At 38.1% G+C, this 21,738-nt stretch carries 18 protein-coding genes and 1 other annotated feature; of the genes, 15 read left to right on the top strand and 3 right to left on the bottom strand.

Annotation, left to right across the window (positions count from 1 at the left end; translation table 11 throughout):
• Nucleotides 1-6: 6 nt before the first annotated feature.
• Nucleotides 7-1,176, top strand: coding sequence for a DUF4422 domain-containing protein (locus tag QVA17_RS05825; protein ID WP_287387029.1), 1,170 nt, complete (start codon nt 7-9; stop codon nt 1,174-1,176).
• Between the two features lie 20 nt (nt 1,177-1,196).
• Complete coding sequence (locus QVA17_RS05820; protein WP_287387027.1) at nt 1,197-2,300, top strand: glycosyltransferase family protein; 1,104 nt, start codon at nt 1,197-1,199, stop codon at nt 2,298-2,300.
• Nucleotides 2,301-2,309: 9 nt separating this feature from the next.
• Here QVA17_RS05820 and QVA17_RS05815 read toward each other — a convergent pair whose 3' ends face one another.
• Together QVA17_RS05815 and QVA17_RS05810 are read right to left on the bottom strand one after the other, a co-directional pair.
• On the bottom strand, nt 2,310-3,515 hold the full coding sequence (locus QVA17_RS05815) for a glycosyltransferase family protein (RefSeq protein ID WP_287387025.1): 1,206 nt from the start codon (nt 3,513-3,515) through the stop codon (nt 2,310-2,312).
• Nucleotides 3,516-3,568: 53 nt separating this feature from the next.
• Nucleotides 3,569-4,744, bottom strand: coding sequence for a CgeB family protein (locus tag QVA17_RS05810; protein WP_287387024.1), 1,176 nt, complete (start codon nt 4,742-4,744; stop codon nt 3,569-3,571).
• A 187-nt stretch (nt 4,745-4,931) separates the two neighbouring features.
• On the opposite strand from QVA17_RS05810, the gene QVA17_RS05805 reads away from it, so the two are divergent.
• Both QVA17_RS05805 and QVA17_RS05800 read left to right on the top strand, forming a co-directional pair.
• Nucleotides 4,932-6,323, top strand: a complete 1,392-nt coding sequence (locus QVA17_RS05805; protein WP_287387023.1) for a class I adenylate-forming enzyme family protein — start codon at nt 4,932-4,934, stop codon at nt 6,321-6,323.
• Nucleotides 6,324-6,842: 519 nt separating this feature from the next.
• Nucleotides 6,843-7,211 (top strand): hypothetical protein, encoded by a 369-nt coding sequence (locus QVA17_RS05800; RefSeq protein WP_027430875.1) that lies wholly within the window; start codon nt 6,843-6,845, stop codon nt 7,209-7,211.
• 161 nt (nt 7,212-7,372) lie between these two features.
• Here the strand turns inward: QVA17_RS05800 and QVA17_RS05795 are convergent, their stop codons facing one another.
• Nucleotides 7,373-8,698, bottom strand: a complete 1,326-nt coding sequence (locus QVA17_RS05795) for a hypothetical protein (RefSeq protein WP_287387022.1) — start codon at nt 8,696-8,698, stop codon at nt 7,373-7,375.
• A 395-nt stretch (nt 8,699-9,093) separates the two neighbouring features.
• Here QVA17_RS05795 and rpmG point away from each other — a divergent pair, with 395 nt between their 5' ends.
• The 11 genes from rpmG (at nt 9,094) to rpsL (ending at nt 21,631) form a co-directional block, all read left to right on the top strand.
• Nucleotides 9,094-9,243 carry a 50S ribosomal protein L33 gene (gene rpmG, locus QVA17_RS05790; RefSeq protein ID WP_027430873.1) on the top strand — a complete coding sequence of 50 codons (150 nt, stop codon included), beginning with the start codon at nt 9,094-9,096 and terminating at the stop codon, nt 9,241-9,243.
• Nucleotides 9,244-9,265: 22 nt separating this feature from the next.
• Nucleotides 9,266-9,466 carry a preprotein translocase subunit SecE gene (gene secE, locus QVA17_RS05785; RefSeq protein WP_027430872.1) on the top strand — a complete coding sequence of 67 codons (201 nt, stop codon included), beginning with the start codon at nt 9,266-9,268 and terminating at the stop codon, nt 9,464-9,466.
• 18 nt (nt 9,467-9,484) lie between these two features.
• Nucleotides 9,485-10,018: a transcription termination/antitermination protein NusG gene (nusG, locus tag QVA17_RS05780; RefSeq protein WP_027430871.1), complete on the top strand. Its 534-nt coding sequence runs from the start codon at nt 9,485-9,487 to the stop codon at nt 10,016-10,018.
• A gap of 139 nt (nt 10,019-10,157) precedes the next feature.
• Nucleotides 10,158-10,583 carry a 50S ribosomal protein L11 gene (gene rplK / locus QVA17_RS05775; RefSeq protein WP_027430870.1) on the top strand — a complete coding sequence of 142 codons (426 nt, stop codon included), beginning with the start codon at nt 10,158-10,160 and terminating at the stop codon, nt 10,581-10,583.
• Between the two features lie 154 nt (nt 10,584-10,737).
• A complete protein-coding gene (rplA, locus tag QVA17_RS05770) occupies nt 10,738-11,433 on the top strand; it encodes a 50S ribosomal protein L1 (protein WP_034209983.1) in 696 nt (231 codons plus the stop codon).
• A gap of 69 nt (nt 11,434-11,502) precedes the next feature.
• Nucleotides 11,503-11,639: a sequence feature (ribosomal protein L10 leader region), on the top strand.
• Between the two features lie 56 nt (nt 11,640-11,695).
• A complete protein-coding gene (gene rplJ, locus QVA17_RS05765; RefSeq protein ID WP_027430868.1) occupies nt 11,696-12,193 on the top strand; it encodes a 50S ribosomal protein L10 in 498 nt (165 codons plus the stop codon).
• A 140-nt stretch (nt 12,194-12,333) separates the two neighbouring features.
• Nucleotides 12,334-12,690 carry a 50S ribosomal protein L7/L12 gene (rplL, locus tag QVA17_RS05760; RefSeq protein WP_027430867.1) on the top strand — a complete coding sequence of 119 codons (357 nt, stop codon included), beginning with the start codon at nt 12,334-12,336 and terminating at the stop codon, nt 12,688-12,690.
• A gap of 124 nt (nt 12,691-12,814) precedes the next feature.
• Nucleotides 12,815-13,030 (top strand): type II toxin-antitoxin system HicB family antitoxin, encoded by a 216-nt coding sequence (locus tag QVA17_RS05755; RefSeq protein WP_074521632.1) that lies wholly within the window; start codon nt 12,815-12,817, stop codon nt 13,028-13,030.
• A 247-nt stretch (nt 13,031-13,277) separates the two neighbouring features.
• Nucleotides 13,278-17,243 carry a DNA-directed RNA polymerase subunit beta gene (gene rpoB / locus QVA17_RS05750; protein WP_287387018.1) on the top strand — a complete coding sequence of 1,322 codons (3,966 nt, stop codon included), beginning with the start codon at nt 13,278-13,280 and terminating at the stop codon, nt 17,241-17,243.
• An 18-nt stretch (nt 17,244-17,261) separates the two neighbouring features.
• The gene (gene rpoC / locus QVA17_RS05745) at nt 17,262-20,909 is read left to right on the top strand and encodes a DNA-directed RNA polymerase subunit beta' (RefSeq protein ID WP_287387016.1); all 3,648 of its coding nucleotides are present in this window, start codon (nt 17,262-17,264) and stop codon (nt 20,907-20,909) included.
• A 302-nt stretch (nt 20,910-21,211) separates the two neighbouring features.
• The gene (gene rpsL / locus QVA17_RS05740) at nt 21,212-21,631 is read left to right on the top strand and encodes a 30S ribosomal protein S12 (protein ID WP_027430864.1); all 420 of its coding nucleotides are present in this window, start codon (nt 21,212-21,214) and stop codon (nt 21,629-21,631) included.
• Nucleotides 21,632-21,738: the final 107 nt, after the last annotated feature.

The raw sequence follows: 21,738 nt of genomic DNA, 5'->3' as shown, positions 1-21,738 counted from the left end.
GAAGTTATGGCTAAGGTTTATGTTATGACCCATAAAAAATTTAATCCACCAGAGAATAAGGATTATGTTCCTATTCATGTGGGCAGGGAGAAAAGTGAAGATTTAGGCTATATTGGCGATGACACAGGGGATAATATTTCTGGCCTTAATTTCTTATACGGCGAATTGTCGGGAGTTTACTGGCTCTGGAAAAACCTGGATTCTAATGAAAATATAGGAATTTGTCACTACAGACGCTACTTTATTGATGACAATAAGAAAATCATAGACCCGGCGGTTTTTGATGAAGAATTGAAAGAATACGACATGATTGTCTCTTATGAGAATAAGCTTTCTAATATGAATTTTAGAGAGGCCTTTGCAAGGGCTAATAATGTGGAGATTCTTGATGAAATGGGGAATTACATCAAGGAAAATTTCCCAGAGGATTACATTGCTTTTAGAGAAGTTATGAAGTCTAAAAGCTCTTATATTGGCAATTTAATGGTTTGTAAAAAAGAGACCTTTGATGATTATTGTAATTGGGCCTTTGCCATTCTTTTTGGCATGTCAAATCGCATTGATTACACTAAGTTTACAGATCTTTACCACCTTAGAATCTTTGGCTTTTTAGGTGAAGCCTTGCTAAATATATACATTTTCAAAAATAATCTAAAGGTTAAGTCCCACAGAGTTTTAATTACAGATGAGAAGGCGGAAACTAGGGAGCTTAGGCTTGCAGTTAGCCAGCTAATTAAGCTTCACCAAATTGAGGAGGCCAAGGAGCTCTTCTATAAGGTGCTTGAAACTAGGCCAGACCTTAATTTAAAGGATTCTGATTTGACTAACAGCATGACAATTATTGCAAGCATTCTTGATGTCCTTAATGCGGAGAAAAATATTGCCATGAAGGGAGCTCTTGATTATAGTGATGACCTGAATGTGCTTATTGAGCATTTTAAAAAGGTGGAGGAAATCCTTGAGGAGTCCCTTGGTATCGGGGATGACGATGGTTTAATGGGCTTAAAGACCATGAAGAAAAACGCCTATTATGAGGGCTTTAAGGACTACTTTGAAAAGACTCATACTAGCGCCTTTGTGGTGGAGGCAATTTGCCAAAAAAGTAAGCGTCTAAAGCATTGGACGAATGACTTTATTAGAATTCATCTTGAGCTTATGGAAGAGGGAAAAATATAGCTTTTGAAAGTGGGGAGAATATGAAAATTCTGCTTTTTAAATGGAATGCTTTTATGCAGCCTGAAGTGGAGGAAACTTTTAAAGAATTAAATTACGATTATGAGGCCTTTTATTTAGTTCCAAAGGATTGGAATGATGATGAAAGGCTTTTTGAGATTACAAGGGAGAAGCTGCTTAAAGGAAACTTTAGTCATGTTTTTTCAATAAATTATTCCTCTATTATTGCCGAGGCCATTAAAAGCCTAAATAAGGATATTCTCTATATAAACTGGAATCACAGTGTGCCTTTTGAAACTAGGAATTTAGAGGGGTTAAATTATGACTTCAACCGCAGCTTCATCTTTGATAGGGCTTATACTAACAGGCTTTTAGAGGCGGGTTATAAAAATGTATATCATCTGCCACTTGCTACAAAGATTAGGGATATTGCCTTTAAAAATCCAGCCTATACATATGACGTATCTTTTGTAGGCTCTATGTATGTGTCAGAATATAAGGACTTTAGTAGACCCTTAAGCCAAAATTTAAGAGGTTATCTTGATGGCCTTGTGGAATTTCAGTGTCAGCTAAATGGTGGAAATATCTTTAATGACTGCATAAATAATGAGCTTTTGGAAAAGATAAATGGGGAGATTAGTAAGGAGCAAATCTACTACCTACTTAGCAGGGAGGCCACAAAGAGGCAGCGTCTTCTTGCCTTAATGCTTTTAGAGTCTAGGTTTAAAACTGCCCTTTTTTCAAAGGATGAGATGCAAGAATTAAAGAATACTTACATGGGTGGTTATATAGACTATAGTACTAAGATGCCAGAAATCTTTAGGAATTCTAAGATCAATCTAAATGTTAGTCTTAGCTGCATTGAGACGGGAATCCCTTTAAGAGTTCTTGATATTATTGCCTGTGGCGGTTTGGTACTTTCTAATTTCCAACCAGAAATTTATGAATATTTTAGACCTGATGAAGATATTATCTGCTTTAATAATAGCGAAGAACTTCTAGCTAAAGCAAGCTTCCTCATTAAAGAAGATGGCTTTAGAGAAAAGGTCATTGAAAATGGCCTTGAGATTATAAAGAAAGCCTTTAGCTATAAAGATAGGGTGGAGGCTATGTTTGGGATGAAGTAGATAATCTTTTTACAAATCTGACAAAATTAAATTTAGAATCTTTTCGTAGCTGTGGTTTTCCTTTACCTTTTCATAGGCAGAGAGTGCCATAGCTTCTCTTTTGTCGTCGTGTTCTAGGTAGTAGTTACATTTTCTTAATAAATCCTCTTTAGAATCATAGAGGCATAAATCCTCGCCGTCTACGAAGTGCCTTAAAAAATCTTCCTGATAATTAGACATCAAAAAGCCCTTAGAAGCTAGGATATCCATGCATCGAAGAGGGATTCCTGACCTAATACTTCTAAGGCTAATATTAAGATTTATCTTTGTCTGCCTGAAAATGTGTGGCATATGGTCGTAATAGTCCACAGGTCCGAAAGTGTGCACATTTTCAAGAAAATCCACAGGATTATGGGTATAGAGACTTACCTTATAATTCTTAGCAAGACTCCTATCAAGGGCTTGTAAAATATGGGTGCGCTCCTTGTTTGCTAGCTTCCTGCACAAAAAATAATTGGCATAGACATAGCTTACAGTTTCCACGCCGTCTGGATTTGCCTTCACTTCCATCTTATCAAGCATCTCCTCAAGGATAGGGCCTGTTATGAGGTCCTCTAAATAAAAGCTACCATAGACCTTCTCCTGGGCATCCATAATGGCCTCAAGATAGCCCCTAGTGTAGTCATTAATCCCAGCCTTTACTAGGCGGTCGTAGAGGTTGTGCTTCTCGTTATACATAGAGCCAATAAAGGAAATGTCGGCGCTATAGTTTGGATGAGTGATATTAGTTGTGGACTCGGAAGTCTTATCATAAGGGCTTCCAAGCTGCTTATCAAGCCTATGAACATTTACAGGAAGGGGCATGTAGTGAATGCTTTTAATGCCCTGGTCTGCAAAGCGGAAGTAATCGGCACTATCAAAGGTGTAGATGTGATTACAAGGGTTGATTATGGTATATGAAAATGTATTTATCTGGGGACTGTCATAAATCAGGCACACATAAGGCAGATTAATTAAATTGCAGCAATTAGAAATTAGAGGAGAGTAATTAAAGCTAAAGGCGCAGTCGTAGTGGCTTTTCTCGCACTCTGTAAGGAAACGAGTCTTAAAGCCTTCATCTACCCTGTCTCTTATGGCTGGGTCTGATATGAGTTTGTAGCTGTGGCCCATTCTTTTTAGGGCTTCCTTTAAATCTTCAATTCCAAAACTCTTATAATCTAAAATCAGTATATTCATGCTATCCCCTAATCTTTGTTGGTTAATTATTTCTTGGCTTTCTGCTTTTTTATCTAGTCTCTAAAGGCTTGGTCAATAATTTGCAAAAGTCTTGTGGTTACATTGTGATATTTTTTAACAGTTTCATGTCCGTTTTTTGCAATTTCTATTCTCTCTTCGTCGTGCTCTAAATAGTAGCCGCAAAGCTCTACTAAGTGGTCTAGGTCCTCGTAGACTACAAGGTCTTTTCCATTTTCAAAAACTTGTAAAAGCTCCGTTTGATAGTTACTAATAAGAAAACCGCCACTTCCTAAAATGTCAAAGACTCTTAGTGGAATGCCTGTTTTAATGGCCTTTGAGGTGAAGTTTAGATTAATCTTTGACTGATTAAAAATTATTGGCATCTCCTCTAGGCTGCTGGCGTTTCCTCTGTATCTCACATTTCTAAAGTCCTTTAGGGAGCTTTGGGTGTAGAAATCTAATTTATACTTTTGCCCTAGCATATTTAGGGCTAGTTTTCTTTCTTTTTCTGCCACGCGGTAACTAAGGTGCGCCTGTGTAACTAGGGCTTTCTTGTCTTCTCTGGCGTCTGGTGGGAAACGATAAAGATGGTCTACATTTTCAATAAAATAATCACAAAATTCTTCGCTTGCCGCCTCGTCTAGGAAGTTAAGCCCATAGACGTTTAGCTGGGCGTCAATTAGGGCGTCGTGATAGCCCTTATAATAGTCGCTAAATTTGGCAGTACTATAAGGGTTTTTCTCTTCGTAACTTGAACCAATAAAGGAAATGTCTGCCCTAAACTTCTCTTTTTGCGCTTCACTGACACTCTCAAGATAGCTATCTAGACGGTCTGTGTTAGCGTAAAGGGGAGTGTGATAAATGTGGCCTGGATTCTCATTTTCAAAGTCATTATATAGGCTTAAATCAAAGAGAAAGACTCTGTTAAAGGAGTTGGATAGGGATTTTGAAAATAGCTCTAGCACGGGACTATCCACAATCAGGCTAATGTAGCGCAGCTTTAGAATCTGGCACAAATCCGATAGCCAAGGGAAGAAGTTTATGGTAAAGACAAAGCTAAAACCTCCTGGCAAGAGGACTTTTGATACCTGTTCTACGCACTGGGCAGGAAGTAGATTTTTATTGGTTACTTCAATATTAATTTCTTCGACTTCAAAGCCTAGGTTTTTGAAGCCGTGAATGATATCTGGCTCGCAGATACTTCCATATCTGTAAAATAATATTTTCATAAGCTTTTCTCTCTTTATTTGGTCACGATAATTTCTTTAAATATTATAACAAAAGCGTAAGAATATGTAAATCTCCTTAAAGACTGACCTCTTTTTTGTTCTAGCTTTAAAACATTAATGGAAAAATGGGGGTGGTTGTGATATTATTTTTAATGTAATTATGATTGCAAAATAAGGGGAATTTGCTATGAATAAAGATTGTTTTATTTATAATTTTTTAGAGGAAGCGGCGGCCAAATGGCCTGAAAAGCGAGCTATAATTTATGATACTTTTGAGGTGAGCTACAAGCAGCTTTTTGATGATGTGGTTAGAAAGGCTATTCATATGCAGCGTTTCCAAGGTCAGAGAGTGGCAATTTATGGCCCATCTTCATATAGATGGATTGTTAATATGTTAGGTACTGTGGTTTCTGGTAAGGATGTAGTTTTGGTGGATTTCTTCTTGCCTGCACAGGTAAGAAAGGGCTTGCTTGCTAAGGCTAGTGTGGAGTTTATTCTTACTTCAACTAATCAGTACATTTTGGCAGATAAGGATGCTAGAATTATTAAGAATGCAGAGAAGGACAACGTTGAAGGTCTTAAACTTGATTTAAAGCGTGGAGAGGGTAACATTTTAATGTTTACTGCAACTGGTGGTGAGTACGATAAGGCTGCGGTGCTTACATCAGAAAACCTTGTGGCAGCAGCGAATGCAGTTAATAGTAAGATAACATGTGACACTAAGGATGTAGTTCTTACTCCTATTTCAATGCATAGAATCTTTGCAGTGCTTTATGGACTTATGTGGCCTTTAGCAAATGGCGCTTGTGTTGCTGTTGGCAGGGGCTTAAGACATATTGATGCGGATACATATTATTACAATGCAACGGTTTTACCTATTACACCGGCTATGGCTAGATATCTTACAAGGGTTAATGGCTATAATAAGGAGTTAAAGAAGATTATCGTTGGCGAGGCTAAGTGTCCTAAGAAGTATCTTGAAAGCATGATGGCTCGTGGGGTTGAGGCCTACACAGTCTATGGTGCCCTTGAAACTTCTGGTTGTATTGGCATTGGCAGGGCTGACGAGGACGGTTTTGAGCTTTATGATGGTGTAAATGCAACAATTGCCGAGGATGGAGAAATCTTAATTGGCGGTGACATGATTATGGCGGGTTACGAGACTGACCCTGAGTATACTTCAAAGGCCTTAGATGGCGGGGTTTACCACACTAAGGACTATGGCGAGTTTACAGCGGATGGTCGTCTTCGTCTTAATAAGACTAATCCTGATCTTATTCAGCTTGCAACAGGCGAGAAGATTAGTAAGAGGGTTACATGCAAGCAGTTATCTGAGTTAAATGGCATTGCAGATACTTGCGTAGTTAAGTATGCAGACCTTTTAACGGCAATTATTGTTCCTGTTGATAAGTCGGATAACGAGGCTAAGTTTAGACATCTTATTGATAAGTACAATGCTAAGAAGGGTTACAGATGGGAAATCCAGAAGATTATTGTTAGCCAGGAGGCTCTTCCTACTAAGGAAAATGGAGAGCATGACGAGGCTAAGATTATTGATAAGTATTTGGCTTGTAACTAGTAAAAAAATTAAATTTGTGATTTAGGCAGGTGGCTTTTGGGGTGACCCCAAAAAGTTAGACTTTTTTAAGCGTAGCAGTTTTATGGCTGCTACGCTATTTTTATGGAATTTAGGCGGGAGTGGCTACATTTTCATAAAATTTAAAAGAAATTCTAGAAAGGGTTAAGTTTTGAAACTTTGCTCCGATATATATTACAGATGTGCTGTAGGGCTGGCGTCGACTAGTTTAGTTACGCGTGTACCATAGAATGTGATTTGACGAAATTGCATTTAGCGTACGGACGCCAGCTATATACAAAGCACAGGGCTAATTAACTAATTAGCATCGAAACTTTAACTTAACGGAACAATGAAATTTAAGGGGGACAAAGATCACAAGCTCTCAAGTCCCATCCTTGCTCCGGTGTAGGTACAAACCGGTTGCACATCTCAGTGGTTATGCCAGATTTATATCTGGCATCCTACCTACAGTATCATGTGGAGAAACGCCTGTAGGTATACAAGTAAGGAGGTTTACTTATGAGTAATTATGAAATGGAACAGATTGAAGCACTACAGGCTGCTAGCCCATATTGCGAGAAGTTAATTACAGCTATTGGCCGCATTATTAAGGAGTATTCTGGTGATAAGTTACCTGATACAGATGAGTATATGCACCACATCCTTAAGGGTCTTTACTGGATTTTTAGCATTTATGGTTCTACACAGGATATGATTAATCCTAACGGCGAGGTTATTGATCAGGACGAGGTTAACTCTTATGTTCTTGAGCTTAACAAGGCTAATAAGGAAGAAGATGATGAGGCTAGAGTAGAGGCTTTCACTGGTATTTTAAAGTTTGTAGAGGACTTTAAAAGAGAAGCTGATTTAAAGATTTCAGCTGCTTAAAGGATAAGAAAAAAGTTTATTATAAAAAGGGCGTGTGAAAAAATGAGAAATCATTTTTTCATGCGCCCTTTTAACTCAGTCGGAGTACAAGCTCCGAGCGAGTCTTGAATTTGATGTGCTATAGAGCTGGCGAGTCGAATCCTTAACGGTTATACTCGCCGCTACGTATAACCGTTAAACATCATGCCTGTGTAGGCAGAGAGGTTATACGGGTCAGTAGTTGTTCTTTGTGGATTTTTATAAGCCACTATTTTATTGTTTACGTAGTTCATAGGATCTAGGGAAATGTCTTCGGCCTTCTTTTGGATATCACTCTTAAAGGAATCGAGGCTATTAAAAACGTCTTTCAAATTGCCCTCTTGAGCCTTTTTAACAATTTCCTCCTTGTCTACGCGTATTAAACCTTGGTCATCTACTGAAAGACCGCTTTGGCCTAGCTGTTCTTTATAGGAACTTGCTATGGCCTGTATCTCTTTACGTAGCTTCTCGTTGCCACCAAATTGATTATTGGTTTCATCCGTAGCTACAGAAATCAAGTTGTTGTAGCCGGATACCAGCTCCTCGATGCTTTCTGCAATGGAATCTGCATCAGCGAGAAGACTTATAGTAGCCGGCACCTGCGTGACGGTCTTAAGGTTTAGTATAAATGCTTTGTCGTAGGTTATGTCATTATTAGGACTTGCCCTTTGACTGCCATTTATAGTATATGAGGCATTAGATGGGAATTGGGAAATTCGATCTAAGCCTAGGGTTCTTACTAGATTTTCGTTTTTTGTAGCATTTTCCATACTAGTAGCTGCATCTATATTGAAGTTATCTTCCGTGTCGGTGTTTGCTACTATGTTAAAGGTAATTGGCTTTATGCCTTTAAAACCGGTGGCGTTGGATTCAATGGTTAGGGCGGTGTTTCCTAAACTATCCTCTAAAACCATGGAGCTTAAGCCGATGTTTGATTTATTAATAAGCCTAGATATATTTTCCTGGACATCAATGGTTGCTTCATTATCATAGATGCTAAACTGGAATTCGTAGGTGATGTTATTAATATTTAAATCAAATGAATAATCCCCGGCGGCAAACAAATTGGACTTTGGCTGCAAATAATTACCTATATTAACCTGATTCTGGGCAATCTTATCTACAGACACAGTCAAATCTTCTATATTTAATTTCGAATCACCAATAAATACAGCATTTACGGCTTCTGGATTTGAGGAAACAGCTGTCTTTTTATAGTTCATTCCCGTTCCGTCGGCGTTTGATAGCTCGTTGGCGATATTATTCAATTCTCTTGCATTCTCTTTTAAGTCGATGGCATACTTCACCGCATCGTCTGAGGTGTCAGTCTTATAGGTTGGAGACTGGCTGTTATGCTTTACAACTTTATTATATGTAGTTTTTAGTTGGTTTTTCGTATGGGAGTCGTATTTAGAGTTAGCCTTATGCCCATACTGAGATAAATAGTAATCGTATACGCTACTGATCATAACAGTCACCTCCTTGTCTGTATAATCAATAAAGAAAGTAATAGGAATCCTTTCCCTACTTCTAAAATGTATTAAATTCCCTTGCTTTAGTAAAATAGTCACGTCTTAGTAGTAAAATTTTACAACATACTACCCTTTATCATAATTTTATAGTACCATAGTCCTATAAAAAAGTAAAGTAAATTTTTTAGAATAGATAACAAAAATTTATCAAAAGAATATTTTTTAATTTTGTTGTTGACTATTGTCTTTTGTCTATGCTATATTAGAACGGCTATGGAAGAGGTCTTTTTTTTATGCCCTGAATTTAATAACCCTAAGATTTAGGCATGGAATTAAGCAACCAATTGGTGTTATAAACACCTACAAAATTAAGTAAATTGGAGGTGGAAGTTGTGCGTATTAAGATAACATTGGCATGTACAGAGTGTAAACAGCGTAACTACAACACAACTAAGGATAAGAAGACACATCCTGACAGAATGGAAACAAAGAAATACTGCAAGTTCTGTAAGTCACACACATTACACAAGGAAACAAAGTAATCTAAAACAGTGAGGTGCAATTATGAGCGAAGCTAAGACAAAAAAGCAGAAGAAGAGCTGGTTTAAAGGATTAAAGGCAGAGTTTTCTAAGATTGTTTGGCCAGATCGTCAGACTCTTACAAGAGAGACAGTTTCAGTTCTATTTGTATCCGTATTATTAGGTGTAATTATTGCAGTAGTGGATTTAGCAGTCCGCTTTGGTATTGAATTCATCGTAAAATAATAAGGAAAAGGTGATAGAATGGACGAAGCAAAATGGTATGTTGTACATACTTATTCAGGATATGAGAATAAGGTTAAAGTCAACATAGAAAAAACAGTTGAAAACAGAAATCTTCAGGACCAGATTCTAGAAGTGCTCGTTCCTCTCGAGACTGTAGTCGAAGTTAAGGACGGCTCTAAGAAGACTGCTCAAAAGAAGATGCTTCCTGGATATGTCCTTATCAAAATGGTTATGAATGATGACAGTTGGTATGTCGTTCGTAACACAAGAGGCGTTACAGGATTTGTTGGACCTGGATCAAAACCAGTTCCACTTACTCCAAGTGAAATCAAGTCACTAGGTATCAACCTTCCAACTGGCGAATTAAAGCCAGCTGTTCAGTTCGACGGCAAGGTTGGAGATAAGGTAATGATTCTTTCTGGTGCTTGGGAAGATACAATTGGAGAGATTACTAGTATCAACGAAGGTAAGCAAGTTCTTACTATTAACGTTGAAATGTTTGGCCGTGAAACACCGGTCGAAATTGATTTCACAGACGTGAAATTAATGTAACAATTAAGGTCTACATAGGTAGACAGCCTATTTCGGGCGTGGGAGACCGCAGAATATAAGATGTTTCATAGTACTTATATTCTTAAGTTAAAGATTATAGCGGTCGCCAATTACCACATTATTTTTAGGAGGTGCCACTATGGCAAAGAAAGTAACAGGTTATATTAAATTACAGATCCCTGCAGGCAAGGCAACACCAGCACCACCAGTTGGTCCAGCACTTGGTCAGCACGGAGTTAATATCGTAGAATTTACTAAGCAGTTCAACGCAAAGACAGCAGATCAGGGCGATTTAATCATCCCTGTAGTAATTACTGTTTATGCTGATAGAAGCTTTAGTTTTATTACAAAGACACCACCAGCAGCAGTTCTTCTTAAGAAGGCTTGCAACATTAAGTCAGGTTCAGGCGTACCTAACAAGACTAAGGTTGCTACAATTAAGAGATCTGAAGTTCAGAAGATCGCAGAGCTTAAGATGCCAGATTTAAATGCTGCATCAATTGAAGCAGCTACTTCAATGATCGAAGGAACAGCTAAGAGTATGGGTATTGTTGTAGAGGACTAATTAGTCTTTAGTTAACAAACTTACACAAGCTATTTAGAAACAGCTCTTTATCACTTTATGTGAATTGCAGGAGCAAAATACAACATATATCACATACCGATATATGTGGGAGGAAAGTTAATCCTTCCGTTATTACCACTAGGAGGTTTATATAATGAAAAGAGGAAAGAAATATGTAGAAGCAGCCAAGAATATTGACCGCGCTACATTATATGATGCAACAGAAGCAGTTTCATTAGTTAAGAAGACTGCAGTTGCTAAGTTTGATGAGACAATCGAAGCACATATCAGAACAGGTTGTGACGGACGTCACGCTGAGCAGCAGATCAGAGGTGCTGTTGTTCTTCCACACGGAACAGGTAAGACTGTAAAGGTTTTAGTATTCGCTAAGGGTGCAAAGGCTGATGAAGCTTTAGCAGCAGGCGCTGATTTCGTAGGAGCTGAGGAATTAGTTCCAAAGATCCAGAACGATGGTTGGTTTGATTTTGACGTAGTTGTTGCTACACCTGATATGATGGGTGTTGTTGGTCGTCTCGGTAGAGTACTTGGTCCTAAGGGCTTAATGCCAAACCCTAAGGCTGGTACAGTTACTATGGACGTAACAAAGGCTGTTAATGATATCAAGGCTGGTAAGATTGAGTACCGTCTTGATAAGACAAATATCATTCACGTGCCAATTGGTAAGGCTTCTTTCACAGAAGAGCAGTTATCAGACAACTTCCAGGCTATTATGGATGCAATCGTTAAGGCTAAGCCAGCAACACTTAAGGGTCAGTATTTAAGAAGTGTAGTTTTAACTTCTACAATGGGTCCTGGTGTTAAGGTTTCAACAGCTAAGTATGTTGGTTAATTTTTAACGCTTGACAACCTATATATTTTGATAGTATACTATCACACGTTGGTAATTAACTTATTGTTAATTAACATATATTATTGCCCTAAGACAGTGAGTCCGTAAGGTTAAAGGTTAAACGCTCGCCGAGGAAAGAAATTAAGATTATTATGTAATTTCAAGTCCTTCTGTCTTAATGGCAGAAGGGCTTTTTTCTTTACTTTCATGAGGCAATTCCCCGTTATATAACGGAAAGAATCTAAATAGGAGGTAAAATTTAATGGCAAAGGTAGAACTTAAAGCACCTATCGTAGACGAAATTAAGGCTAACTTAGATGGCGCTTGTGGCGTTGTTTTAGTTAACTACCAGGGTTTAACTGTTGCTGAAGATACAGAACTTCGTAAGCAGTTAAGAGAAGCTGGTGTAGTTTACAAGGTTTATAAGAACACTTTAGTTAAGAGAGCAATTGCTGGTACAGAATTCGAGAACTTCACAGAGTTACTTGATGGTACTAACGCTATTGCAATTTCTAAGGACGATGCTACAGCTCCAGCAAGAGTTTTAGCTAAGTTCGCAGAAAAGGCAGAAGCACTTGAGTTAAAGGCAGCTGTTGTTGAAGGTACATTTTATGATAAGGATGGCGTTAAGGTTATCGCAAGCATCCCTTCAAGAGAAGAACTTCTCAGCAAGTTACTTGGCTCTATGCAGTCACCTATTACAAACTTCGCTCGTGTTATTAAGCAGATTGCTGAACAGAACGAAAACGGTGCAGCTTAATTTAGCTGTTGGATAGTGAGCAAGCATTAGTTTGCAAGTTATTAGATACGTGAGTTGGTAGCAAGTCTACTAACAACTATCAGAGATATTTATAAATCGTGGCATTGACCACAACTATAAGAAAAGGAGATTTAGTGATTATGACAACACAGGAAATTATTGAAGTAATCAAGGGTTTATCAGTTTTAGAATTAAATGATTTAGTTAAGGCATGTGAAGAAGAGTTCGGCGTATCTGCAGCAGCAGGCGTTGTAGTTGCAGCAGCAGGTGCTGGCGCAGCAGCAGAAGAAAAGACAGAATTCGACGTTGAGTTAACAGCTGGTTCAGGCGTTGGCGTTATCAAGGTTGTTCGTGAAGTAACAGGTCTTGGCTTAAAGGAAGCTAAGGATATGGTTACAGCAGCTCCTAAGGTAATCAAGGAAGGCGCTTCTAAGGAAGAAGCTGAAGAAATCAAGAAGAAGCTTGAAGATGCAGGTGCTACAGTTACATTAAAGTAATTTCACTTGAACATTCTAGTTGAAACTATGATATAATTATTAAGAGCCCAACGATGAGCTAGCTCTCGATTGGGCTCTTTTATTTTGACTAGTAATTAAATAAAAAACGGAGGTCCTGCTTGATATGAAATCTGTAGATTATTATAATGATTTACCATATAAGGTTAGAATCATTCCGAACAAAACAAAGGACACATTTACTGTGGCTTACCCAGAACTTCCAGAGGTGGTAAGCGAAGGAAAGACTATTGAAGAAGCCCTTAACAAAGCAAAAAAGGCGAAGTATGAGTGGCTTTCATTAGCAGTTAAAAACGGAACAAAAATTGTGGAGCCAGATTAATGGCAAAACAAGTTATAATACATTTTCTAAAAAGTACTGCAGTTATTGCGAATCTAATTTAGCGGGGTAACGTAATGCAGTACTTATTCTATAAAAATAATTCTTAAAAAATCCCTATGTTGGTATTGACTAACTTGACTTATTGTGATAATATGGACAATGCACTATTGTGGTATTTGTGTCTATTTGACACTATCAATTGATGATAAACCACATTTGCGAAATAAACACAAGGGGTGAAACGTCAATGGAAAAGAACAGATTACGCCCAGTAAAGTCAGGCAAATCAATGCGCATGAGTTTTTCTAGAACTAAGGAAGTTCTTGAAATGCCTAACCTTATTGAGGTCCAGAAGGATTCTTATCAGTGGTTCTTGCGCGAAGGCTTAAAAGAGGTCTTTGATGACATATCTCCAATTGCAGACTACAACGGTAGATTGAGTCTCGAATTTGTAGATTATGAATTGTGCGAGGATGAAGTAAAGTATTCCATCGAAGAGTGTAAAGAAAGAGATGCAACATATGCAGCTCCACTTAAAGTCAAAGTCAGACTTCACAATAAAGAAAGTGAAGAAATTAGTGAACATGAAATTTTCATGGGTGATCTTCCTTTAATGACTAGAACAGGAACTTTTGTAATTAATGGTGCTGAGCGAGTTATCGTAAGCCAGTTAGTACGTTCACCTGGAATATATTATGACATTCAGAAGGATAAGTACGGTAAGATTTTCCTTTATAGCGCTCAGGTTATTCCTAATAGAGGTGCATGGTTAGAGTATGAAACAGATGCTAACGATGTATTCTATGTTAAGGTTGACCGTAATAAGAAAGTACCTATTACAGTTCTTATTAGAGCAATGGGTGTTAACACTAACGCCGAAATTATAGATATTTTTGGTGAGGAACCAAAGCTTCTTGCTACTATGGAGAAGGATTCTTCTTCTAATTATCAGGAAGGTATTCTTGAATTATATAAGAAATTAAGACCAGGAGAGCCATTATCAGTAGAAAGTGCTGAATCGCTTATTCATGGTATGTTCTTCGACCCTAGAAGATACGATCTTGCTAGAGTTGGTAGATATAAATTTAATAAGAAGTTATCTTTCAGAAGCAGACTTAATGGTCAGGTTTTAGCTGAAGATGTTCTTGATCTTAATGGTAATGTTATCGCTAAGGCTGGTGAGACAGTTACTAGAGAATTAGCTCAGGAAATTCAGGATGCTGCCGTTGCTTCTGTATTTGTCAGCGTTGAAATTAAGAGCTTTGATGGCTCTGTTTCTAATAGAACAGTTAAGGTTTTATCAAACCGTGCTGTAGATATCCGCAAGTGGGTAGATATTTCAGATGAAGAAGCTAAGGAATTAGGCGTTACTGAAGCTGTATATTATCCAGTACTTGAGCAGATTTTATCAGAGAATTCTGATATTGAAGATATTAAGGATGCAATTGAGAAGAATATTGCTGACTTAGTTCCTAAGCATATTACAGTAGAAGATATTTTTGCTTCTATTAACTATAACATGCACTTAGAGTACGGCGTTGGTACAAAGGATGATATTGATCACCTTGGTAACAGACGTATTAGAGCTGTAGGTGAATTATTACAGAACCAGTTTAGAATTGGTATCTCTAGAATGGAAAGAGTTGTTCGTGAAAGAATGTCAACTCAGGACCTTTCTGGTATTTCACCACAGTCATTAATTAATATTAAGCCTGTAACAGCTGCTATTAAGGAATTCTTTGGTAGTTCACAGTTGTCACAGTTCATGGATCAGAATAACCCATTAAGTGAGATTACTCATAAGAGACGTCTTTCTGCCTTAGGTCCTGGTGGTCTTTCAAGAGATCGTGCAGGTTTCGAGGTTCGAGATGTACACTATACTCACTATGGTAGAATGTGTCCTATCGAGACACCTGAAGGTCCTAACATCGGTCTTATTAACTCATTAGCTTCTTATGCTAGAATTAACGATTATGGTTTCGTTGAGGCTCCATATCGTATCGTTGATAAGTCTGATCCTAAGAATCCTAGAGTAACTAATGAAGTTAGATACTTCACAGCTGATGAAGAAGATGATTTCCATGTTGCTCAGGCTAATGCTGAAATCGACGAAGATGGTTACTTTGTTCGTAATACAGTTTCTGGTAGATTTAGAGAAGAAACTTCTCAGTTTGCTAAGGAACAGATTGATTTAATGGATGTATCTCCTAAGATGGTCTTCTCAGTTGCTACATCTATGATTCCATTCCTTCAGAATGATGACTGTACTCGTGCCTTAATGGGTTCTAACATGCAGCGTCAGGCAGTACCTCTTCTTATGACAGAAGCACCAGTTATTGGTACAGGTATTGAGAACAAGACTGCAGTTGACTCAGGTGTTTGTGTAGTTGCTGAGGAAGATGGTGTTGTATTATTATCTGAATCTAACAGAATAGTTGTTAGAGAATTAGATGGTAATGTAAGAGAATACAAGTTAACAAAGTATTCAAGATCTAACCAGTCTAACTGTTACAACCAGAGACCTATCGTATTTAAGAACGATGAGGTTAAGAAGGGTGATGTAATCGCTGATGGTCCTTCAACATCTAATGGTGAAATTGCCTTAGGTAAGAACCCTCTTATCGGTTTCATGACTTGGGAAGGTTATAACTACGAGGATGCTGTACTTCTTAGTGAGCGTCTTGTTAGAGATGATGTTTATACATCAATTCATATTGAAGAATATGAAACAGAAGCTAGAGATACTAAGCTTGGACCAGAAGAAATCACAAGAGATTTACCTTCAACTGCTGCAGAAGCTGTTAAGGATCTTGATGAGAATGGTATCATTCGTATTGGTGCTGAGGTTCGTGCTGGTGATATCTTGGTTGGTAAGGTTACACCTAAGGGTGAAACAGAACTTACTGCTGAAGAGAGATTACTTAGAGCTATCTTTGGTGAGAAGGCTAGAGAAGTTAGAGATACTTCACTTAAGGTACCTCATGGTGCATACGGAATTATCGTGGGCGTTAAGGTATTTACAAGAGAGAACGGTGATGAATTAGCTCCTGGAGTTAACAAGTCAGTTCGTATCTACATCGCTCAGAAGAGAAAGATTGGCGTTGGTGATAAGATGGCCGGTCGTCATGGTAACAAGGGTGTTGTTTCAAGAGTTCTTCCTGTTGAAGATATGCCATATCTTCCAAATGGTCGTCCTCTTGATATCGTGCTTAACCCATTAGGTGTACCTTCACGTATGAATATCGGACAGGTCCTTGAAATTCATTTAAGTTTAGCTGCTAAGGTTTTAGGCTTTAACATTTCTACACCTGTATTTGATGGTGCTGATGAAAATGATATTACTGAAACATTACAGCTTGCTAATGACTACGCTAATACTCCATTCGATGCTAAGGAATTAAAGGAATGGAAAGAAGATGCTGAAAAGCAGGGTGAGGAATTACCTAGCGATTTAGTAACATTTGAAGATAAATATAAGGATGTTCTTACAGAGGAAGTATTTGACTACCTTTCAAAGAACAGAGATCATAGAGCTGAGTGGAGAGGTGTTCCAATCGGTAGCGATGGTAAGGTAAGACTCCGTGACGGTAGAACTGGTGAATTCTTCGATAGCCCAGTTACAATCGGTTTCATGCACTACTTAAAGTTACACCATTTAGTAGATGATAAGATTCACGCTCGTTCAACAGGTCCTTATTCACTTGTAACTCAGCAGCCACTTGGTGGTAAGGCTCAGTTCGGTGGACAGAGATTCGGTGAAATGGAAGTTTGGGCTCTTGAAGCTTATGGTGCTGCATATACACTTCAGGAAATCTTAACAGTTAAGTCTGATGATGTTGTTGGACGTGTTAAGACATACGAAGCTATTATTAAGGGTGAGAATATTCCTGAACCAGGTATCCCTGAATCATTCAAGGTATTACTTAAGGAATTACAGTCACTTGCACTTGATGTAAGAGTTCTTGATGCAGATAATAACGAAGTTAAGCTCCTTGAGAGTTCTGAATACGAAGTTACTGACTTTAAGAAGGTCTTAGATGATGGTAACTACAGAAGAAACTCTAGAGAACAGGAAGCTGAATATGCTAAGGCTGGTTCAACTATTCAAGAAATAGGTGAAGATGGTTTTGAAGATGCTACTGATGTAGATGATAGCTTTGATGACGATAGTTTTGATGAAGCTGATGATTACGGTGACGGTAGCGAAGAATAAAGAGAAGGGAGCACTATAATGGCAGAGAATTTAAAGAGCAATAAGTCTTTAAAATTTGACAAGATTCAGATTAAGCTTGCATCTCCTGAAACAATTAAGGAATGGGCTCGTCGTAGTGATGGTTACTACGGTGAGGTAACTAAACCTGAAACTATCAATTACAGAACACTCAAGCCTGAAAGAGATGGTTTATTCTGTGAGAAAATATTTGGACCTAGTAAAGACTGGGAATGCCACTGCGGTAAGTACAAGAAGATCAAAGATAAGGGTATTATCTGTGATAAGTGTGGCGTAGAAGTTACTAAGGCATCTGTACGTAGAGATCGTATGGGTTACATTCACTTAGCAGCTCCTGTATCACATATCTGGTACTTTAAGGGTATTCCAAGTAGAATGGATCTTATCCTTGATATCGGTCCTAAGAACTTAGAGAAGGTGCTTTATTTTGCATCTTACATTGTAATTGACCCAGGTGAAACAGACATTCCATTTAAGAAGATTTTATCTGAGACAGAATATAGAGAATTATATGATCAGTATGGCAATACTTTCAGAGTAGGTATGGGTGCTGAAGCTATCCTTGAACTTCTTTCAATGGTTAACCTTGAAGAAGAAGCTGAAAAGCTTAAGGAAGAGTTAGCAACTACAACTTCTCAGAAGGCTGCTAGACTTATCAAGAGAATTGAGGTTTTTGAAGCATTTATTAGTGCTGGTCAGAAGCCTGAATGGATGATCTTAACAGAGATTCCAGTAATCCCACCAGATTTAAGACCTATGGTTCAGTTAGATGGTGGTAGATTTGCTACTTCAGATCTTAATGATCTTTATAGAAGAATTATCAACAGAAATAACCGTCTTGCTCGTTTATTAGAGCTTGGCGCTCCTGAGATTATCGTTCGTAACGAAAAGAGAATGCTTCAGGAAGCTGTTGATGCACTTATTGATAACGGTCGTCGTAATGGTCGTCCTGTTACAGGTCCTGGCAACAGAGCTCTTAAGTCATTATCAGACTTATTAAAGGGTAAGCAGGGTCGTTTCAGACAGAACTTACTTGGTAAGCGTGTCGATTACTCTGGACGTTCAGTTATCGTTGTTGGACCAGAACTTAAGATTTATCAGTGTGGTCTTCCAAAGGAAATGGCTATCGAATTATTCAAGCCATTCGTTATGAGAGAATTAGTAAGACGTGGTCTTGCTGACAATATTAAGAAAGCTAAGAAGAGCGTAGAACATCTTGAAACAGAAGTATGGGATGTATTAGAGGACGTTATTAAAGAACATCCAGTAATGCTTAACCGTGCTCCTACACTTCATAGACTTGGTATTCAGGCATTCGAACCTATCCTTGTAGAAGGTAAGGCTATTAAGTTACATCCACTTGTTTGTACAGCCTTCAATGCCGATTTCGATGGTGATCAGATGGCTGTCCATCTTCCATTAACTGTTGAAGCTCAGGCTGAGTGTAGATTTATGTTACTCTCACCTAACAACTTACTTAAGCCTTCAGATGGTGGTCCAGTTGCCGTTCCTTCACAGGATATGGTACTTGGTATTTACTACTTAACACAGGAAAGACCTGGTGCTAAGGGTGAAGGTAAGTTCTTTAAGAGTACTAACGAAGCTATCTTAGCTTATGAGAATGGTGTAATTACACTCCATTCAAAGATTTTAGTTCATGTAACTAAGAAGGATGCTAACGGAAACGAAGTATCTGGTAACGTTGAAACTACACTTGGTAGATTATTATTCAACGAAATCCTTCCTCAGGATTTAGGCTATGTTGATAGATCTAAGGAAGAAAATTTCCTTCTTCCTGAAGTTGATTTCCATGTAGGTAAGAAGCAGCTTAAGGACATCTTACAGCATGTTATTAATACACATGGTACAACAACAACAGCAGAGGTATTAGATGATATTAAGGCAATGGGTTATAAGTATTCTACTAGAGCGGCTATGACAGTTTCTATTTCAGAAATGACAGTGCCACCTATTAAGAAGCAGCTTATTGCTGAAGCTGAAGCTAAGGTTGAACAGATTACAAGAAACTACAACCGAGGACGTTCAACTGATGAAGAAAGACATAAGAATGTAATTAGAGTATGGCAGGAAACTGATGATAAGTTAAAGGATGCCCTTCTTGAAGGTCTTGATAAGTATAACAACATCTTCATGATGGCCGATTCAGGTGCCAGAGGTTCTAACCAGCAGATTAAGCAGTTAGCTGGTATGCGTGGTTTGATGGCCGATACATCAGGTAACACTATCGAACTTCCTATCAAGTCTAACTTCCGTGAAGGTCTTGATGTACTTGAATATTTCATTTCTGCCCATGGTGCTCGTAAGGGTCTTTCTGATACAGCCTTAAGAACAGCCGATTCAGGTTACTTAACAAGACGTCTTGTTGATGTATCTCAGGATCTTATTATTAGAGAAACTGATTGTTCTGAAGGTAAGGCAATTCCTGGTATGTATGTTTACTCATTTGTTAATGAGAGATCATCACATTCAGGTTCTAAGGAAGATATCCTTGAGCCATTACAGGAAAGAATTACAGGTAGATACTTAGCTGAAGATATCGTTGATCCAGAAACTGGTGATATCATTGTTAAGGCTAACCACCTCGTAACACCAAAGAGAGCTGAAGCTATTTGTAAGACAGGCGTTAAGCAGGTTAAGATTAGAACAATCCTTACTTGCCGTTCACATATTGGTGTTTGTGCTAAGTGTTATGGTGCAAACCTTGCAACAGGTCAGACAGTACAGGTTGGTGAAGCAGTTGGTATTATCGCTGCTCAGTCAATCGGTGAACCTGGTACACAGCTTACTATGAGAACATTCCATACTGGTGGTGTTGCTGGTGATAACATTACACAGGGTCTTCCTAGAGTAGAAGAACTTTTCGAAGCTAGAAAGCCTAAGATGTTAGCTGTTCTTGCTGAATTTGGTGGTACAGTAAGTATCAACAAGACAGAAAAGAAGGAAGAGATTATCATCACTGATGATGAAGGTAACTCTAAAGCATATCCATTATCAAAGGATACTAGACGTAAGGTTGAAGAAGGTCAGGTTGTTAAGAAGGGTGAAGAAATCACAGAAGGTTCTGAAAACCCACATGATATCGTAAGAATCTTAGGCGTTAGAGCTGTTCAGGATTATATCCTTAGAGAAGTTCAGAGCGTTTATAGAATTCAGGGTGTTGATATCAACGATAAGCATATCGAACTTATTGTTCGTCAGATGCTTAAGAAGATCGTTATCGATGAGCCAGGTGATTCAGATTTCTTACCAGGTTCTACAGTAGAAACTATAGAATTTACAGAAACTAATGAACAGTTAGAGGCTGAAGGTAAGAGAACTGCTACAGGTACACCTATTATCTTAGGTATTACTAAGGCTTCACTTGCAACTAATTCATTCCTTTCAGCTGCTTCATTCCAGGAAACTACAAAGGTTCTTACTGATGCAGCTATTAATGGTAAGGTCGATCCACTTATCGGTCTTAAGGAAAATGTTATTATTGGTAAGTTAATCCCAGCTGGTACAGGTATGAAGAGATATCAGAATGTACAGCTTGATACAGGTCTTGATTATGAAGAGCCTGTTGAGGAGATTGCAGTTTCAGAGGATGCTGATGCAACAGAAGAAATCGCAGTAACTGAAGAGTAATAATAATTAATATAATTTATAATAAAGGTGTTTTAGTTTTCTAAAACACCTTTATTTAAAATAAAAAGAAATCATGAGGAAAAAAATTATTTTATAATGTTTTCCAATAAATAATGTGGGATTTACAAAAAATCACAAATAATTGTTATCTAAACTAAATATATACACTTGACATATATAGTGGAAAATAATATAATTTTAGGGCGTGCCAAATAGGTATGCCCTATTTTGATGCGCGACATTCTTAGTGAATTACTAAGATGCAACCAAAATTTATTCTAATTCCGGGAGGTGAAATACGAATGCCTACATTTAACCAGTTAGTAAAGCAGGGAAGAAAGTCAGCTGCTAAGAAGTCTACAGCACCAGCTCTTCAGAAGGGATATAACTCACTTCAGAAGAAGACTACAGACATTTCAGCACCACAGAAGAGAGGTGTGTGTACAGCAGTTAAGACAGCAACACCTAAGAAGCCTAACTCAGCTCTTAGAAAGATTGCCAGAGTACGTCTTTCTAATGGTATCGAAGTAACATCTTACATCCCAGGTGAAGGTCATAACCTTCAGGAACACTCAGTTGTTCTTATCAGAGGTGGAAGAGTAAAGGATTTACCAGGTACAAGATATCATATCATCAGAGGTACACTTGATACAGCAGGTGTAGCTAAGAGAAGACAGGCTCGTTCTAAGTATGGTGCTAAGAGACCTAAGGACGCTAAGTAATTAAGTCTTTTGATACCAACCGAGCTATCGGTAAATTTTAATAATCTACATAAGTAGATTAAGTAACAGCACTTATGTGCAATGAATAGTCGTAAGACATTTAACGA

It is taken from the genome of Lachnospira sp., from assembly GCF_016290755.1.
GTDB classification, from domain to species: Bacteria; Bacillota; Clostridia; order Lachnospirales; family Lachnospiraceae; genus Lachnospira; species Lachnospira multipara.
This window is presented reverse-complemented; position numbering and strand designations above follow the sequence as displayed.

Coding starts and splice junctions, on each gene's coding strand:
- QVA17_RS05825 (WP_287387029.1), top strand. CDS start 7: ATGGCTAAGGTTTATGTTATGACCCATAAAAAATTTAATCCACCAGAG.
- QVA17_RS05820 (WP_287387027.1), top strand. CDS start 1,197: ATGAAAATTCTGCTTTTTAAATGGAATGCTTTTATGCAGCCTGAAGTG.
- QVA17_RS05815 (WP_287387025.1), bottom strand. CDS start 3,515: ATGAATATACTGATTTTAGATTATAAGAGTTTTGGAATTGAAGATTTA.
- QVA17_RS05810 (WP_287387024.1), bottom strand. CDS start 4,744: ATGAAAATATTATTTTACAGATATGGAAGTATCTGCGAGCCAGATATC.
- QVA17_RS05805 (WP_287387023.1), top strand. CDS start 4,932: ATGAATAAAGATTGTTTTATTTATAATTTTTTAGAGGAAGCGGCGGCC.
- QVA17_RS05800 (WP_027430875.1), top strand. CDS start 6,843: ATGAGTAATTATGAAATGGAACAGATTGAAGCACTACAGGCTGCTAGC.
- QVA17_RS05795 (WP_287387022.1), bottom strand. CDS start 8,698: ATGATCAGTAGCGTATACGATTACTATTTATCTCAGTATGGGCATAAG.
- secE (WP_027430872.1), top strand. CDS start 9,266: ATGAGCGAAGCTAAGACAAAAAAGCAGAAGAAGAGCTGGTTTAAAGGA.
- nusG (WP_027430871.1), top strand. CDS start 9,485: ATGGACGAAGCAAAATGGTATGTTGTACATACTTATTCAGGATATGAG.
- rplK (WP_027430870.1), top strand. CDS start 10,158: ATGGCAAAGAAAGTAACAGGTTATATTAAATTACAGATCCCTGCAGGC.
- rplA (WP_034209983.1), top strand. CDS start 10,738: ATGAAAAGAGGAAAGAAATATGTAGAAGCAGCCAAGAATATTGACCGC.
- rplJ (WP_027430868.1), top strand. CDS start 11,696: ATGGCAAAGGTAGAACTTAAAGCACCTATCGTAGACGAAATTAAGGCT.
- rplL (WP_027430867.1), top strand. CDS start 12,334: ATGACAACACAGGAAATTATTGAAGTAATCAAGGGTTTATCAGTTTTA.
- QVA17_RS05755 (WP_074521632.1), top strand. CDS start 12,815: ATGAAATCTGTAGATTATTATAATGATTTACCATATAAGGTTAGAATC.
- rpoB (WP_287387018.1), top strand. CDS start 13,278: ATGGAAAAGAACAGATTACGCCCAGTAAAGTCAGGCAAATCAATGCGC.
- rpoC (WP_287387016.1), top strand. CDS start 17,262: ATGGCAGAGAATTTAAAGAGCAATAAGTCTTTAAAATTTGACAAGATT.
- rpsL (WP_027430864.1), top strand. CDS start 21,212: ATGCCTACATTTAACCAGTTAGTAAAGCAGGGAAGAAAGTCAGCTGCT.